The organism is Pantoea sp. S61 (genome assembly GCF_016625145.1).
GTDB lineage: Bacteria > Pseudomonadota > Gammaproteobacteria > Enterobacterales > Enterobacteriaceae > Pantoea > Pantoea rwandensis_B.
On sequence record NZ_JACVUO010000001.1, the window covers coordinates 536,214 to 549,136 of the forward strand.

General features: G+C 55.5%; 26 protein-coding genes. 11 read left to right on the forward strand and 15 right to left on the reverse strand.

Features of this window, described 5'->3' with window-relative positions; all coding sequences use genetic code 11:
* Window positions 1-241: 241 nt before the first annotated feature.
* The 4 genes from IAE30_RS02645 to IAE30_RS02655 all read right to left on the reverse strand — a co-directional run bounded on the left by IAE30_RS02645 (window position 242) and on the right by IAE30_RS02655 (window position 1,761).
* Window positions 242-463, reverse strand: coding sequence for a hypothetical protein (locus IAE30_RS02645; protein WP_200678303.1), 222 nt, complete (start codon window positions 461-463; stop codon window positions 242-244).
* Window positions 463-621 carry a tlde1 domain-containing protein gene (locus tag IAE30_RS30375; protein ID WP_353655815.1) on the reverse strand — a complete coding sequence of 53 codons (159 nt, stop codon included), beginning with the start codon at window positions 619-621 and terminating at the stop codon, window positions 463-465. Before IAE30_RS30375 ends, IAE30_RS02645 begins: the two co-directional genes overlap by 1 nt.
* 83 nt (window positions 622-704) lie before the next feature.
* Complete coding sequence (locus tag IAE30_RS30380; protein ID WP_353655814.1) at window positions 705-947, reverse strand: tlde1 domain-containing protein; 243 nt, start codon at window positions 945-947, stop codon at window positions 705-707.
* A gap of 376 nt (window positions 948-1,323) precedes the next feature.
* On the reverse strand, window positions 1,324-1,761 hold the full coding sequence (locus tag IAE30_RS02655) for a VOC family protein (protein ID WP_200537481.1): 438 nt from the start codon (window positions 1,759-1,761) through the stop codon (window positions 1,324-1,326).
* Between the two features lie 1,177 nt (window positions 1,762-2,938).
* On the opposite strand from IAE30_RS02655, the gene IAE30_RS02660 reads away from it, so the two are divergent.
* Together IAE30_RS02660 and IAE30_RS02665 are read left to right on the forward strand one after the other, a co-directional pair.
* Complete coding sequence (locus tag IAE30_RS02660; protein ID WP_200537480.1) at window positions 2,939-3,247, forward strand: hypothetical protein; 309 nt, start codon at window positions 2,939-2,941, stop codon at window positions 3,245-3,247.
* A 230-nt stretch (window positions 3,248-3,477) separates the two neighbouring features.
* Window positions 3,478-3,741, forward strand: a complete 264-nt coding sequence (locus IAE30_RS02665; RefSeq protein ID WP_200678305.1) for a biofilm development regulator YmgB/AriR family protein — start codon at window positions 3,478-3,480, stop codon at window positions 3,739-3,741.
* 21 nt (window positions 3,742-3,762) lie between these two features.
* Here the strand turns inward: IAE30_RS02665 and IAE30_RS02670 are convergent, their stop codons facing one another.
* From IAE30_RS02670 to IAE30_RS02680, 5 genes are all read right to left on the reverse strand, one after another.
* Window positions 3,763-3,933, reverse strand: a complete 171-nt coding sequence (locus tag IAE30_RS02670; RefSeq protein ID WP_234472660.1) for a hypothetical protein — start codon at window positions 3,931-3,933, stop codon at window positions 3,763-3,765.
* A 117-nt stretch (window positions 3,934-4,050) separates the two neighbouring features.
* Window positions 4,051-4,182: a hypothetical protein gene (locus IAE30_RS30250; protein WP_255253270.1), complete on the reverse strand. Its 132-nt coding sequence runs from the start codon at window positions 4,180-4,182 to the stop codon at window positions 4,051-4,053.
* A gap of 1 nt (window position 4,183) precedes the next feature.
* Window positions 4,184-4,306 (reverse strand): hypothetical protein, encoded by a 123-nt coding sequence (locus IAE30_RS30255; protein ID WP_254919502.1) that lies wholly within the window; start codon window positions 4,304-4,306, stop codon window positions 4,184-4,186.
* Between the two features lie 105 nt (window positions 4,307-4,411).
* Window positions 4,412-4,645 (reverse strand): hypothetical protein, encoded by a 234-nt coding sequence (locus IAE30_RS02675; RefSeq protein ID WP_200537478.1) that lies wholly within the window; start codon window positions 4,643-4,645, stop codon window positions 4,412-4,414.
* Between the two features lie 201 nt (window positions 4,646-4,846).
* Window positions 4,847-5,107 carry a hypothetical protein gene (locus IAE30_RS02680; RefSeq protein ID WP_045816976.1) on the reverse strand — a complete coding sequence of 87 codons (261 nt, stop codon included), beginning with the start codon at window positions 5,105-5,107 and terminating at the stop codon, window positions 4,847-4,849.
* Between the two features lie 274 nt (window positions 5,108-5,381).
* Between IAE30_RS02680 and IAE30_RS02685 the strand changes: the two genes are divergently transcribed.
* Window positions 5,382-6,542, forward strand: coding sequence for a diguanylate phosphodiesterase (locus tag IAE30_RS02685; protein WP_200537477.1), 1,161 nt, complete (start codon window positions 5,382-5,384; stop codon window positions 6,540-6,542).
* Between the two features lie 39 nt (window positions 6,543-6,581).
* Here IAE30_RS02685 and IAE30_RS02690 read toward each other — a convergent pair whose 3' ends face one another.
* Window positions 6,582-6,884: a hypothetical protein gene (locus tag IAE30_RS02690; RefSeq protein WP_200537476.1), complete on the reverse strand. Its 303-nt coding sequence runs from the start codon at window positions 6,882-6,884 to the stop codon at window positions 6,582-6,584.
* 238 nt (window positions 6,885-7,122) lie between these two features.
* Between IAE30_RS02690 and IAE30_RS02695 the strand changes: the two genes are divergently transcribed.
* Together IAE30_RS02695 and IAE30_RS02700 are read left to right on the forward strand one after the other, a co-directional pair.
* Window positions 7,123-7,428 (forward strand): hypothetical protein, encoded by a 306-nt coding sequence (locus IAE30_RS02695; protein ID WP_200537475.1) that lies wholly within the window; start codon window positions 7,123-7,125, stop codon window positions 7,426-7,428.
* A 156-nt stretch (window positions 7,429-7,584) separates the two neighbouring features.
* The gene (locus IAE30_RS02700) at window positions 7,585-7,836 is read left to right on the forward strand and encodes a hypothetical protein (protein ID WP_045816991.1); all 252 of its coding nucleotides are present in this window, start codon (window positions 7,585-7,587) and stop codon (window positions 7,834-7,836) included.
* Between the two features lie 42 nt (window positions 7,837-7,878).
* Here the strand turns inward: IAE30_RS02700 and IAE30_RS02705 are convergent, their stop codons facing one another.
* Both IAE30_RS02705 and IAE30_RS02710 read right to left on the reverse strand, forming a co-directional pair.
* Window positions 7,879-8,130 (reverse strand): hypothetical protein, encoded by a 252-nt coding sequence (locus IAE30_RS02705; RefSeq protein ID WP_045816991.1) that lies wholly within the window; start codon window positions 8,128-8,130, stop codon window positions 7,879-7,881.
* Window positions 8,131-8,286: 156 nt separating this feature from the next.
* Window positions 8,287-8,592 (reverse strand): hypothetical protein, encoded by a 306-nt coding sequence (locus IAE30_RS02710; RefSeq protein ID WP_200537475.1) that lies wholly within the window; start codon window positions 8,590-8,592, stop codon window positions 8,287-8,289.
* A gap of 238 nt (window positions 8,593-8,830) precedes the next feature.
* Between IAE30_RS02710 and IAE30_RS02715 the strand changes: the two genes are divergently transcribed.
* On the forward strand, window positions 8,831-9,133 hold the full coding sequence (locus IAE30_RS02715; protein WP_200537476.1) for a hypothetical protein: 303 nt from the start codon (window positions 8,831-8,833) through the stop codon (window positions 9,131-9,133).
* 39 nt (window positions 9,134-9,172) lie between these two features.
* Here the strand turns inward: IAE30_RS02715 and IAE30_RS02720 are convergent, their stop codons facing one another.
* Window positions 9,173-10,333 (reverse strand): diguanylate phosphodiesterase, encoded by a 1,161-nt coding sequence (locus tag IAE30_RS02720; protein ID WP_200537477.1) that lies wholly within the window; start codon window positions 10,331-10,333, stop codon window positions 9,173-9,175.
* 274 nt (window positions 10,334-10,607) lie between these two features.
* Between IAE30_RS02720 and IAE30_RS02725 the strand changes: the two genes are divergently transcribed.
* From IAE30_RS02725 to IAE30_RS02735, 5 genes are all read left to right on the forward strand, one after another.
* A complete protein-coding gene (locus IAE30_RS02725) occupies window positions 10,608-10,868 on the forward strand; it encodes a hypothetical protein (RefSeq protein ID WP_045816976.1) in 261 nt (86 codons plus the stop codon).
* 201 nt (window positions 10,869-11,069) lie between these two features.
* Window positions 11,070-11,303: a hypothetical protein gene (locus tag IAE30_RS02730; protein WP_200537478.1), complete on the forward strand. Its 234-nt coding sequence runs from the start codon at window positions 11,070-11,072 to the stop codon at window positions 11,301-11,303.
* A gap of 105 nt (window positions 11,304-11,408) precedes the next feature.
* On the forward strand, window positions 11,409-11,531 hold the full coding sequence (locus tag IAE30_RS30260; RefSeq protein WP_254919502.1) for a hypothetical protein: 123 nt from the start codon (window positions 11,409-11,411) through the stop codon (window positions 11,529-11,531).
* 1 nt (window position 11,532) lies between these two features.
* On the forward strand, window positions 11,533-11,664 hold the full coding sequence (locus tag IAE30_RS30265) for a hypothetical protein (RefSeq protein ID WP_255253270.1): 132 nt from the start codon (window positions 11,533-11,535) through the stop codon (window positions 11,662-11,664).
* Window positions 11,665-11,781: 117 nt separating this feature from the next.
* Window positions 11,782-11,952, forward strand: coding sequence for a hypothetical protein (locus tag IAE30_RS02735; RefSeq protein ID WP_234472660.1), 171 nt, complete (start codon window positions 11,782-11,784; stop codon window positions 11,950-11,952).
* Between the two features lie 21 nt (window positions 11,953-11,973).
* Here IAE30_RS02735 and IAE30_RS02740 read toward each other — a convergent pair whose 3' ends face one another.
* Window positions 11,974-12,237 (reverse strand): biofilm development regulator YmgB/AriR family protein, encoded by a 264-nt coding sequence (locus IAE30_RS02740; protein WP_200678305.1) that lies wholly within the window; start codon window positions 12,235-12,237, stop codon window positions 11,974-11,976.
* 230 nt (window positions 12,238-12,467) lie between these two features.
* Window positions 12,468-12,776 (reverse strand): hypothetical protein, encoded by a 309-nt coding sequence (locus IAE30_RS02745; protein ID WP_200537480.1) that lies wholly within the window; start codon window positions 12,774-12,776, stop codon window positions 12,468-12,470.
* Between the last annotated feature and the right edge of the window lie 147 nt (window positions 12,777-12,923).

A 12,923-nucleotide genomic window follows, 5' to 3' on the forward strand; every position in this document is an offset into this window, starting at 1 on the left:
TGCCATCCCCGTTTTTCAGAGCAATATTATCTTCGCAGGCGATATTCTGAACTGATGAAAGCATGGCAGTAGAATGAGTCCGCTACCGAACATCCGTTCTTCGCAGATTTAATTGCCAGCTTGATTGTCAGCTTTGTGGTGTGGCTTCAACGGGTCGATGCAACGCTATCCTTGATCAAGGGGACGTTGTTATAGAAGTCCGCCAGGTGGTAATTAATCACGGACATCCTAAGTCAGGATGTTATCGTTTTTTAATCACGAGCCTGATTAAGATTGCAGATAGTACAACAGAAATAGCAATGTTCACTGCCATCATAAAATCGATAACCGATTCTGAGCCTGTTATATTTAGGTCATGCGCCAGGCTGTAGAACACTGTAGTGGGGATTAGAACAGCGATCCCTTTAGAAATAGCCACACAACAACCGATAAAGAACAAGCCGAGCAAAAGAAATTTCATCATTAGTACACCTTCACCGTTCCGTAAGCCATCAGGTTACTGCCCGGAATCTTTAAGGTTGGGCCATCGCGTAAGAGCCTGTCGCGCATATAATTGAACTGGACAGGATGCGCTAACGTAATACAGCCTTCACTGATGCCTAATGGGCCAATGGGATGCAAACGAAACTGGCCTCGCTTTAACCGTTTATAAACGTGATGTCGTCAATTTTTCCGTCATCACGATAGAGTGCAAACCATGTTGATCAATCCGTACCATAAACTTCCTTGAGAAAACGCTCTCTAAATGGCCCCAGCCTGCCACCTGTTGGCCGCTCAACAATATAGTAGCGCCCACGCACAAGTGGGCCGATATCAGCAACAGCAGTCATATCGGGATTATTTCGCCCCTTATCTTGACCGGAAAATGCAGGAAAGCTCCCTATTCCAGGGCAGTTTAAGTTGGTCATCTCACGACGATTTAACAACAGATAACAGCTGAATGGCATAACGCTTCCCTTTGTCAAATACGACCATTCTAGATCCAATCAATAGTCAGGTGTTTAGGAATATGGCTTAAATTTAAGCAAGGGTACTTTATCGGACAGCGATATTTTTTGCTTAAGTGGAGCGCTTTTAATTATTATAATCAAACGGTTACACCAGTGGACCCCACCAGACAAACCTGAGACACGCCTTCGCGATTCAACGGAATTTACTGTTGCTGCCAGTTCTCCTAGTCGGGTAGTCAGGCAGACGCCCCCGCTACACCGGCAAACCGAAGAGGCCAGAAAAATTTCTAAGATGAATGACAGCTAAGTGTCAGAAGCGGACTTCGAAACATCACTGTTTAATAAGAAAGTAACAGGTCATAACGTATGTCCTTCATTGCCGACCTTCCATCAATTCAAGCGTCTGCCCGTCGGGGCTTTGTACATATATAACTCTGGTTCCCTTCATGGGTCCTGACGAGACTGTCTGAGGTGTCCCTGGCGTCTTCCAGCCATAGTCCGATATTTTGCTCAGGAGCGTATCAAGATTCTCGACCATAAACGCAAGATGCGCGTAGCCCGGGATGTAGGGGGCTGAAGGCGCTTCTGGCTGTTCAATATTATTGTATTGCAGTAATTCAATTTTCATACCAGCCAGTTCAAGCAAAGCCATTCGTACATCAGCTCCCCTGGCGCCTGTTACTTCATCAATAATAGGGCCAGACATTTTCCCTTCGCGTAATACTTCTCCTCCAAGAATATGGGTCCAGAAGAATAATGAATCTTCAATATTTTTGACTGAAAAACCAACATGATTAACACTTAAGATCATGAGATTACCTGCTGACTTTTAAAGTTGAGTATCTAAATAATTAAAATTCCAGCTTTATTTCTTAGCGATTAGTGCGCTGGGATTAATTCAGAAAAGAAACGTAAGTATATGCGGTCTGAGTAATGTAGTCACGATTCATCCACAGCAACAGCTATACTGGATACCTACACCTTGTTGATAGATACGCGACTGCGTTACAAGTGTTTATATATTTTAGAGAAACTGCGAATGTCCGCTTCTCGCTCTTATCAGACGAACAAGCCCTTTTGAATATGCCTTTTGGTTGAGAAACATGTTTTAGGTTAAGAGGATATATTTTTCATTCCTGCAGTTATGCCGTCGAGACCGACGATAGCAGAGAATCTTCAGCTTCATATCCGCGCGGCAGAACGGTACTGTGCTACTTGAAGATGCGACAAGCTTTAACAATCATCCGTATCGAGATTCAGGAACAACCAGAGTAAGTCAGATATTTATAGTTAAAGTAAGGCAGACGACTGGCTCAGACAACTCCATGAGCAGGGCCATATCAGAGCGGCCCGTTTCTATGCCAAATAATTTTATACATCGGTAGGTGGATATAAACCCCTGCGACTCACCTCTGCAGATTAACTGAATTTCAGGAAACTGCCGGCATCGGATAAACAGGGTGTCAGATACGACCAGTACCACTGAGAACAGACAGATTTATATTTAAGCACAGCGCCAGTGTGGAAGCGGCTGCATTTTTACGCTTCGGTCATTATCCAGCCCCCGCAGAAAATAACCGAAGGTATTGAATGCATGTTGATATTATTCGCAGAGAACTCATTGGAAAAAAACCATTCCGGACATGCCATGGCTTTGCTGCACCTGAACAGGATCAAGCAGTCTGCTGGCGGGCACGCCTTTCCGGAATCGAATGCGCAGCGCATGCACCGTGCTTCTGACAGTACGTGTTACTTGCTCTGACCCGGGTACAGGTCAGAGTGAGAGATATTTTCTCAGGATGGAAGACGCAACATCAATATATCAAAAAAATATCAGCCACTTATAATAAAATGAAAAGATTCAATTTATTTATCCTTATTAATCCATAGGCGATAACTATGCACATCATTTAAATTCCGCTTCGCCGTTTGCTATAATAGTTGGGTGGTTAAATTTATTCTCATTCATTTTTAAGCGAGGTGAAAACGTGTTGTACAGCGAAGACATGACCGGTCACGCAGTTATTGGTGAAGCAGCAGTCAATCTTGCCGTGCGTGAAGAGGAAATATCCGTTGATGCTCTTCTGACAGAGCTGAACATTATGCTTAAAGCAGAGAAAATCAGCAGCCGCAGCCGGCGCATCAGCGATGCCATCAGCTGGCTGCGCGACTTCCGGACCGTCGGTGCGCGCGGGAGTGACAATAAGGAATGGATGCTCCCTAATGTTGACAGCCACAGTGCCGGCGGCGAGGCCACCATTCGCCTGCAGGCTGATGATGAAGATGAAATGAGATAACCACAACCCCAAGGAGCGGGCGCTTAGCGTCCGCCTTCACCTGACTTCGTAAGATGAATGCCTGCGCGCGCCATCATTAACGAAGCGCACCCCAGCGCCTTTTAACCTATAATTTATCTGTCATCGGGTACGTTCTGCAGATGCAGCGCTGCCGGCCACACAATAATAATCAGCAATACCACTTTTACCGCCGTCATCCGCTCAGGATGCTCCGGCAGGGACTTCACAGCATGAAAAATACCAACTCAGTGACCACAATCCGCACCCGCCTGCAGAACAGCGGCGACGCGCTGGCGGCTGAAAGTCAGGAGCTTGAAGAGGCAATGCAGGCGATTCTGGCCTCAGGCGGACAGCTGACCAACAAAACGCTCATCATCCACGTCATTCACGACCTTGAGCAGGAGCGTGACGCGCAGAGACAGGCGGTGCTGCGCAGCGTGCTGGAGCTTATCGTCAGTCACACGCCGGACGACGCCGGCGGGCAGGCTTCATAACGCCTGCGCGACAGGGCTATTTCAGTTAAGTTTGGCGGCAAAAATCCGGATGGCCCGGCTGCAGGCCTCGCGCATGGCCATATCGGTAGCGGACTCCTTCAGGCGCCACAGCGTGTCGATAAGTTCGTGCGGGCTGACTGTACCGCCCCTGTGCAGTACCTGCCTGATGGCCAGCCCGATGGCTTCGTGCATCAGTTCCTGTATTTCATTTTCGGTTTTCAGATGCGCTCCGCTTATTGGGGATATACACAGTGTATCGCGATAAGCGGCGCGCAGATATAAGCACCAAAAAAAACCGCCCGGAGGCGGTTAAATCAGCGGGGTGGCGCCCCGGTCGGGCGGAATGTCTCTGTCGCCGCCCGGCACCTCGTCTTCATGACCGGGCGCCGGCTCGTGGTCCGGCAGCGGGGTCGCATCGTCAGGCATCGGCTGGTCAGACATGCTATTTTCCACCCTTCTGCTTCATGGTATCGCTGTCCCTGGTGTCTTTTTTGTTGCCCGCGGGCAGCTTGCTGTGGTCGGCGTCTTTGCCATCCTTCACATTTTTATCGTTACGGTCAGCCATGGTTACCTCCGTCACCCGGTATCGGGTAACGTTAAGTTTAACCGCGTGACGGTACCGGAAGGTGAATAAATATCCGGTCTGTGACTTAAGCGTAAAAACCGCTCATTACGCGGGCGGTGAAAGCGAGGCGTCCCGCGCCTCGGTCATGCTGTCGTCCACGCACAGACGGCAGATGCAGGCCCATATCTTCAGCTGATGTGACGCAATCTGATACGCGTGCCGGTAGCTCACGGCCGAGCCCAGAAACTGACGCTCAGGATGGTCCTCCAGGCACACGCAGCCCTTCACGTGAAGCTGTTCCTGCTGCTCCATTCTCAGCAGATAATAAAACTGCCACATAAGCGGCCTCCTTCCATGATAAAAGGAGCAATGCATGCCTGAATATATAACGGTGGAATTAATTTCTGATGCGATTCAAGCGCGGGATATGCGGAGAGTGTCGTCCATGACAGGTTCTCCGGCCGGTACACGCCTGAGCGCGACCGCTGAGGTCATCTTCATCGTCGTCTTCCGGCCAGAGCCGGACTACGTCCTTTGGCGTCAGTTCTTCTCGTCGTTCAGGCCCGCAAGGGTCTGCAGATACGGCACGTGCCGGACGGCCTGCTCCGGCTCGTGGAAGCTCTTCAGCCAGCTTCTGGCTTCGGATATTTCAGTGAGCCGGTTATCGCTGCCGCCGGCCTCCGCCATGTGTCCGAGCTCGGCAATAAGCGATTGCACGCTTATTTCCTTTTCGCCCAGCGCCAGGCTCAGTGCCGCCTCGCCAATAATGACGTGCCCTTTCCCGTCGTGTTGAATAGACAAATTTACTACCTCCGTTTCACGTTGATGACAGCCTCACGTCACACTGTAGACACAGTTAAAGAAAGTGCCCGGAGGATGTTCTGAAAACCCCTGTTCCGTAATAATTTATTTCATCAAATGTGATTACAGGGCTCCGCGCGCGGCGAAGATTCTTGTTGCAGGCAAGCCCTGATATTCATTCCGCATCACACTGTGCCCGTTACCGGTCCGGTTTGAGAAAGTGCGGCCGGCTGCTATGGTGCCCGTGACAATCTGCGGCAATACGGAGCCTGTAATGCTTACAACCATAATTTACCGGAGCCACCTCGCCGATGACGTGCCCGTCAGCATTCTGCCGGGTATGGTGGAGAAGGCAACGCTGCTCAACGCCCGCCATCAGGTGACGGGCATCCTGCTGTTTAACGGCACGCACTTCTTCCAGATCCTGGAGGGCCCGGAACAGGGCGTGCTGGACATCTACGGCCGCATCTGCGCCGACCGGCGTCACCACAACGTGGTTGAGCTGATGCGCGACTACTCGCCGTCGCGGCGCTTCGGCAACCACGGCATGGAGCTGTTCGATCTGCGCCATCACCCCCGCGGCAGCGTGCTGCAGGCGGTGCTTGACCGCGGCACCTCTAAGTACCGCCTGACCTATGACGATCGCGGCCTGCAGTTTCTGCGAACCTTCGTGGAGGCCCGGGAGAAAGAAAACTACTTTGAGGTTCTGCCCGCCGACTACTGGGACTTTGTGCCGGATGAGAACGGGTCACCGGCCCCCGCGGCGGGCGTGACCTTCCGCCCGGTGGTCGACCCGCTCGGCCGTGAGGTCACGGCCCTTGAGGCCATACCCGATGATGCGCCGGAGGGACTCTCCGGCGATGCGATGTACGTACATAATCTCGCTGCGGTCACCGGGGCGCTGCACAGAGCCGGCAGGTCATGCCCTGACGACATGATGCTCTACCTCAGCATTCTGCCCGGGACGCTGGTATCCGTTCCGGATGCCGTTAGCCGGATTGTCCGCGCCATCGACAGCGCTGAACTGGTGCCGCAGCAAATCATATTGGGGGTCAGCGAGACGGAGGTGATTTCTCAGCTGGAAGCATTTTCCGCCGCGGTGCGGCAGCTGAAGCAGGCCGGCATCAGCCTCTCTGTCGATAACTTCGGTGACGGCTCCGCCGGGCTGTCTCTGCTGGCGCACGTCCAGCCTGACCGCGTACGCATCGGCGCCGCGATCGTGCGCAATATTCACCGCAGCGGACCCCGCCAGGCGGTGGTGCACGCGGTGCTGCGCTGCTGTTCTGCGCTGGAGATTAACGTCATCGCGGCAGGTATTGAGCAGCCGGAAGAGTGGATGTGGCTGGAGGCGGCAGGGGTCACTGACTTTCAGGGCTCGCTGTTCACCGCAGAGGGCGCGGCCGTGGCCTGGCCGGAGACACGCGAGGCCGTCTGAGGCGCAGGAACAGAACAGGGGCCCGTGGGCCCCGTATGATTAACAGGACGCGGCCCGGTGTGATGCGAGCCGCGCGCCGACAACTCCCGCAGCCACGTCTGGATTTTCCTGACGCAGAGTTCTTCCCCGATTGGCCTTTTCAAGCCAGGTGCGGAAATGCGTCATCATGGCCGCCGCATGCTGCACGTCCGGCGTGTGGTAAATCAGCAGCCGGCCCTTGGTCTGGTTTGAGAAGTCGAGGGCGTAAATCTCGATGACGGCGTCGCGCTGCTCGCTTTCAATTGCTGTGAAATGCATGTCAGGCCAGCGGTTCACCTTCAGCATAAACTCACTTAAAATCATTTTTTTCGCCTTTTATTGTTTTAAAATCGGTACTCTTTTCACTGGTCTGCCCAGCGTAGAACTGGTTGCGGACTCTGCAAGCCGTCAGCACGGAATTAAGCGTAAACATTTCGTAAAGGCAGTCACTCAGCCCCTTTCAGCGCCGCAGGTTCCTGCAGCATGTGTCAGCAGGGCATGTCCGGCAATACGCCGGCGGACTATCAGTGCAACAGGCAATAACGGACAGAGGGAAGCAGCGATGATCAGCGAGGACCGGCTCAGCCAGATCGCGGAGAATCCGGACAGTCATGACGCGGAGATCGTGGCGTTGGCGCAGGAGCTCCTGCAGCTGCGCCGCACGCTGGGCGCGCCCTGGGCCGTTGTACAGCCGCTGGGCGAGCTTTACGTGGAGGACGGGAACGCGGCGATGATCTGGCCGGCGAGCCTGGCGGAGCGCGGCGACATCTGCCTGTACCGCCTGCAGAGGCCCTCACCGGAGGCGGATGCCGCGCCGCCCGCAGCAAAGCAGCGCGGCCGCAGAAAGAAATTACCGGCGTTGGGGTAAGGTATTTTCAGGACAGCTACCTCTGCCGGACAGCCCTGACGTGGCGCGTCCTGACGCTCTGGCGTAAAAGTTTTGCAGGGCTCGCCCCCTTGTGAATGTTCGGGCCAGCTGCGCTGTGGTAAGCTCTGCGCCCGAAACCTGCTGCCGGATAACCCCATGAAAAATGACTTTGAAGAAAAAATGGCCGACATCATGATTGGCGAGGCCGTTACGGCGCTGCTGGAAGAGGACGCGGCCATCAGCTGGGCGGCCCTCACGGATCGCCTGCGGTCGGCCATTGAAAATGCAACGGATGAAGATCGAATTCGCGCCGGTCTGCGCGCTATTGAAGAGGTCCGGCGGGAAATGCAGATTCGCGCCGGTGAAAAGGCTGGCGTGGCCAGCCTGACAGAGCAGAAGCTCCACTGACGGCCGGGGCGGATACCGCGGCCGCGGTATCCGCCCCGGCCGTCAGTGGAGCTTCTGCTCTGTCAGGCTGGCCACGCCAGCCTTTTCACCGGCGCGAATCTGCATTTCCCGCCGGACCTCTTCAATAGCGCGCAGACCGGCGCGAATTCGATCTTCATCCGTTGCATTTTCAATGGCCGACCGCAGGCGATCCGTGAGGGCCGCCCAGCTGATGGCCGCGTCCTCTTCCAGCAGCGCCGTAACGGCCTCGCCAATCATGATGTCGGCCATTTTTTCTTCAAAGTCATTTTTCATGGGGTTATCCGGCAGCAGGTTTCGGGCGCAGAGCTTACCACAGCGCAGCTGGCCCGAACATTCACAAGGGGGCGAGCCCTGCAAAACTTTTACGCCAGAGCGTCAGGACGCGCCACGTCAGGGCTGTCCGGCAGAGGTAGCTGTCCTGAAAATACCTTACCCCAACGCCGGTAATTTCTTTCTGCGGCCGCGCTGCTTTGCTGCGGGCGGCGCGGCATCCGCCTCCGGTGAGGGCCTCTGCAGGCGGTACAGGCAGATGTCGCCGCGCTCCGCCAGGCTCGCCGGCCAGATCATCGCCGCGTTCCCGTCCTCCACGTAAAGCTCGCCCAGCGGCTGTACAACGGCCCAGGGCGCGCCCAGCGTGCGGCGCAGCTGCAGGAGCTCCTGCGCCAACGCCACGATCTCCGCGTCATGACTGTCCGGATTCTCCGCGATCTGGCTGAGCCGGTCCTCGCTGATCATCGCTGCTTCCCTCTGTCCGTTATTGCCTGTTGCACTGATAGTCCGCCGGCGTATTGCCGGACATGCCCTGCTGACACATGCTGCAGGAACCTGCGGCGCTGAAAGGGGCTGAGTGACTGCCTTTACGAAATGTTTACGCTTAATTCCGTGCTGACGGCTTGCAGAGTCCGCAACCAGTTCTACGCTGGGCAGACCAGTGAAAAGAGTACCGATTTTAAAACAATAAAAGGCGAAAAAAATGATTTTAAGTGAGTTTATGCTGAAGGTGAACCGCTGGCCTGACATGCATTTCACAGCAATTGAAAGCGAGCAGCGCGACGCCGTCATCGAGATTTACGCCCTCGACTTCTCAAACCAGACCAAGGGCCGGCTGCTGATTTACCACACGCCGGACGTGCAGCATGCGGCGGCCATGATGACGCATTTCCGCACCTGGCTTGAAAAGGCCAATCGGGGAAGAACTCTGCGTCAGGAAAATCCAGACGTGGCTGCGGGAGTTGTCGGCGCGCGGCTCGCATCACACCGGGCCGCGTCCTGTTAATCATACGGGGCCCACGGGCCCCTGTTCTGTTCCTGCGCCTCAGACGGCCTCGCGTGTCTCCGGCCAGGCCACGGCCGCGCCCTCTGCGGTGAACAGCGAGCCCTGAAAGTCAGTGACCCCTGCCGCCTCCAGCCACATCCACTCTTCCGGCTGCTCAATACCTGCCGCGATGACGTTAATCTCCAGCGCAGAACAGCAGCGCAGCACCGCGTGCACCACCGCCTGGCGGGGTCCGCTGCGGTGAATATTGCGCACGATCGCGGCGCCGATGCGTACGCGGTCAGGCTGGACGTGCGCCAGCAGAGACAGCCCGGCGGAGCCGTCACCGAAGTTATCGACAGAGAGGCTGATGCCGGCCTGCTTCAGCTGCCGCACCGCGGCGGAAAATGCTTCCAGCTGAGAAATCACCTCCGTCTCGCTGACCCCCAATATGATTTGCTGCGGCACCAGTTCAGCGCTGTCGATGGCGCGGACAATCCGGCTAACGGCATCCGGAACGGATACCAGCGTCCCGGGCAGAATGCTGAGGTAGAGCATCATGTCGTCAGGGCATGACCTGCCGGCTCTGTGCAGCGCCCCGGTGACCGCAGCGAGATTATGTACGTACATCGCATCGCCGGAGAGTCCCTCCGGCGCATCATCGGGTATGGCCTCAAGGGCCGTGACCTCACGGCCGAGCGGGTCGACCACCGGGCGGAAGGTCACGCCCGCCGCGGGGGCCGGTGACCCGTTCTCATCCGGCACAAAGTCCCAGTAGTCGGCGGGCAGAACCTCAAAGTAGTTTTCTTTCTCCCGGGCCTCCACGAAGGTTCGCAGAAACTGCAGGCCGCGATCGTCATAGGTCAGGCGGTACTTAGAGGTGCCGCGGTCAAGCACCGCCTGCAGCACGCTGCCGCGGGGGTGATGGCGCAGATCGAACAGCTCCATGCCGTGGTTGCCGAAGCGCCGCGACGGCGAGTAGTCGCGCATCAGCTCAACCACGTTGTGGTGACGCCGGTCGGCGCAGATGCGGCCGTAGATGTCCAGCACGCCCTGTTCCGGGCCCTCCAGGATCTGGAAGAAGTGCGTGCCGTTAAACAGCAGGATGCCCGTCACCTGATGGCGGGCGTTGAGCAGCGTTGCCTTCTCCACCATACCCGGCAGAATGCTGACGGGCACGTCATCGGCGAGGTGGCTCCGGTAAATTATGGTTGTAAGCATTACAGGCTCCGTATTGCCGCAGATTGTCACGGGCACCATAGCAGCCGGCCGCACTTTCTCAAACCGGACCGGTAACGGGCACAGTGTGATGCGGAATGAATATCAGGGCTTGCCTGCAACAAGAATCTTCGCCGCGCGCGGAGCCCTGTAATCACATTTGATGAAATAAATTATTACGGAACAGGGGTTTTCAGAACATCCTCCGGGCACTTTCTTTAACTGTGTCTACAGTGTGACGTGAGGCTGTCATCAACGTGAAACGGAGGTAGTAAATTTGTCTATTCAACACGACGGGAAAGGGCACGTCATTATTGGCGAGGCGGCACTGAGCCTGGCGCTGGGCGAAAAGGAAATAAGCGTGCAATCGCTTATTGCCGAGCTCGGACACATGGCGGAGGCCGGCGGCAGCGATAACCGGCTCACTGAAATATCCGAAGCCAGAAGCTGGCTGAAGAGCTTCCACGAGCCGGAGCAGGCCGTCCGGCACGTGCCGTATCTGCAGACCCTTGCGGGCCTGAACGACGAGAAGAACTGACGCCAAAGGACGTAGTCCGGCTCTGGCCGGAAGACGACGATGAAGATGACCTCAGCGGTCGCGCTCAGGCGTGTACCGGCCGGAGAACCTGTCATGGACGACACTCTCCGCATATCCCGCGCTTGAATCGCATCAGAAATTAATTCCACCGTTATATATTCAGGCATGCATTGCTCCTTTTATCATGGAAGGAGGCCGCTTATGTGGCAGTTTTATTATCTGCTGAGAATGGAGCAGCAGGAACAGCTTCACGTGAAGGGCTGCGTGTGCCTGGAGGACCATCCTGAGCGTCAGTTTCTGGGCTCGGCCGTGAGCTACCGGCACGCGTATCAGATTGCGTCACATCAGCTGAAGATATGGGCCTGCATCTGCCGTCTGTGCGTGGACGACAGCATGACCGAGGCGCGGGACGCCTCGCTTTCACCGCCCGCGTAATGAGCGGTTTTTACGCTTAAGTCACAGACCGGATATTTATTCACCTTCCGGTACCGTCACGCGGTTAAACTTAACGTTACCCGATACCGGGTGACGGAGGTAACCATGGCTGACCGTAACGATAAAAATGTGAAGGATGGCAAAGACGCCGACCACAGCAAGCTGCCCGCGGGCAACAAAAAAGACACCAGGGACAGCGATACCATGAAGCAGAAGGGTGGAAAATAGCATGTCTGACCAGCCGATGCCTGACGATGCGACCCCGCTGCCGGACCACGAGCCGGCGCCCGGTCATGAAGACGAGGTGCCGGGCGGCGACAGAGACATTCCGCCCGACCGGGGCGCCACCCCGCTGATTTAACCGCCTCCGGGCGGTTTTTTTTGGTGCTTATATCTGCGCGCCGCTTATCGCGATACACTGTGTATATCCCCAATAAGCGGAGCGCATCTGAAAACCGAAAATGAAATACAGGAACTGATGCACGAAGCCATCGGGCTGGCCATCAGGCAGGTACTGCACAGGGGCGGTACAGTCAGCCCGCACGAACTTATCGACACGCTGTGGCGCCTGAAGGAGTCCGCTACCGATATGGCCATGCGCGAGGCCTGCAGCCGGGCCATCCGGATTTTTGCCGCCAAACTTAACTGAAATAGCCCTGTCGCGCAGGCGTTATGAAGCCTGCCCGCCGGCGTCGTCCGGCGTGTGACTGACGATAAGCTCCAGCACGCTGCGCAGCACCGCCTGTCTCTGCGCGTCACGCTCCTGCTCAAGGTCGTGAATGACGTGGATGATGAGCGTTTTGTTGGTCAGCTGTCCGCCTGAGGCCAGAATCGCCTGCATTGCCTCTTCAAGCTCCTGACTTTCAGCCGCCAGCGCGTCGCCGCTGTTCTGCAGGCGGGTGCGGATTGTGGTCACTGAGTTGGTATTTTTCATGCTGTGAAGTCCCTGCCGGAGCATCCTGAGCGGATGACGGCGGTAAAAGTGGTATTGCTGATTATTATTGTGTGGCCGGCAGCGCTGCATCTGCAGAACGTACCCGATGACAGATAAATTATAGGTTAAAAGGCGCTGGGGTGCGCTTCGTTAATGATGGCGCGCGCAGGCATTCATCTTACGAAGTCAGGTGAAGGCGGACGCTAAGCGCCCGCTCCTTGGGGTTGTGGTTATCTCATTTCATCTTCATCATCAGCCTGCAGGCGAATGGTGGCCTCGCCGCCGGCACTGTGGCTGTCAACATTAGGGAGCATCCATTCCTTATTGTCACTCCCGCGCGCACCGACGGTCCGGAAGTCGCGCAGCCAGCTGATGGCATCGCTGATGCGCCGGCTGCGGCTGCTGATTTTCTCTGCTTTAAGCATAATGTTCAGCTCTGTCAGAAGAGCATCAACGGATATTTCCTCTTCACGCACGGCAAGATTGACTGCTGCTTCACCAATAACTGCGTGACCGGTCATGTCTTCGCTGTACAACACGTTTTCACCTCGCTTAAAAATGAATGAGAATAAATTTAACCACCCAACTATTATAGCAAACGGCGAAGCGGAATTTAAATGATGTGCATAGTTATCGCCTATGGATTAATAAGGATAAATAAATTGAATCTTTTCATTTTATTATAA

Coding starts and splice junctions, on each gene's coding strand:
- IAE30_RS02740 (WP_200678305.1), bottom strand. CDS start 12,237: ATGAAAAATACCAACTCAGTGACCACAATCCGCACCCGCCTGCAGAAC.
- IAE30_RS30260 (WP_254919502.1), top strand. CDS start 11,409: ATGGCTGACCGTAACGATAAAAATGTGAAGGATGGCAAAGACGCCGAC.
- IAE30_RS30255 (WP_254919502.1), bottom strand. CDS start 4,306: ATGGCTGACCGTAACGATAAAAATGTGAAGGATGGCAAAGACGCCGAC.
- IAE30_RS02710 (WP_200537475.1), bottom strand. CDS start 8,592: ATGATCAGCGAGGACCGGCTCAGCCAGATCGCGGAGAATCCGGACAGT.
- IAE30_RS02645 (WP_200678303.1), bottom strand. CDS start 463: ATGATGAAATTTCTTTTGCTCGGCTTGTTCTTTATCGGTTGTTGTGTG.
- IAE30_RS02690 (WP_200537476.1), bottom strand. CDS start 6,884: ATGATTTTAAGTGAGTTTATGCTGAAGGTGAACCGCTGGCCTGACATG.
- IAE30_RS02685 (WP_200537477.1), top strand. CDS start 5,382: ATGCTTACAACCATAATTTACCGGAGCCACCTCGCCGATGACGTGCCC.
- IAE30_RS02730 (WP_200537478.1), top strand. CDS start 11,070: ATGTGGCAGTTTTATTATCTGCTGAGAATGGAGCAGCAGGAACAGCTT.
- IAE30_RS02715 (WP_200537476.1), top strand. CDS start 8,831: ATGATTTTAAGTGAGTTTATGCTGAAGGTGAACCGCTGGCCTGACATG.
- IAE30_RS02695 (WP_200537475.1), top strand. CDS start 7,123: ATGATCAGCGAGGACCGGCTCAGCCAGATCGCGGAGAATCCGGACAGT.
- IAE30_RS02705 (WP_045816991.1), bottom strand. CDS start 8,130: ATGAAAAATGACTTTGAAGAAAAAATGGCCGACATCATGATTGGCGAG.
- IAE30_RS02735 (WP_234472660.1), top strand. CDS start 11,782: ATGCACGAAGCCATCGGGCTGGCCATCAGGCAGGTACTGCACAGGGGC.
- IAE30_RS02655 (WP_200537481.1), bottom strand. CDS start 1,761: ATGATCTTAAGTGTTAATCATGTTGGTTTTTCAGTCAAAAATATTGAA.
- IAE30_RS02665 (WP_200678305.1), top strand. CDS start 3,478: ATGAAAAATACCAACTCAGTGACCACAATCCGCACCCGCCTGCAGAAC.
- IAE30_RS02675 (WP_200537478.1), bottom strand. CDS start 4,645: ATGTGGCAGTTTTATTATCTGCTGAGAATGGAGCAGCAGGAACAGCTT.
- IAE30_RS30250 (WP_255253270.1), bottom strand. CDS start 4,182: ATGTCTGACCAGCCGATGCCTGACGATGCGACCCCGCTGCCGGACCAC.
- IAE30_RS30265 (WP_255253270.1), top strand. CDS start 11,533: ATGTCTGACCAGCCGATGCCTGACGATGCGACCCCGCTGCCGGACCAC.
- IAE30_RS30380 (WP_353655814.1), bottom strand. CDS start 947: ATGCCATTCAGCTGTTATCTGTTGTTAAATCGTCGTGAGATGACCAAC.
- IAE30_RS02670 (WP_234472660.1), bottom strand. CDS start 3,933: ATGCACGAAGCCATCGGGCTGGCCATCAGGCAGGTACTGCACAGGGGC.
- IAE30_RS02720 (WP_200537477.1), bottom strand. CDS start 10,333: ATGCTTACAACCATAATTTACCGGAGCCACCTCGCCGATGACGTGCCC.
- IAE30_RS02700 (WP_045816991.1), top strand. CDS start 7,585: ATGAAAAATGACTTTGAAGAAAAAATGGCCGACATCATGATTGGCGAG.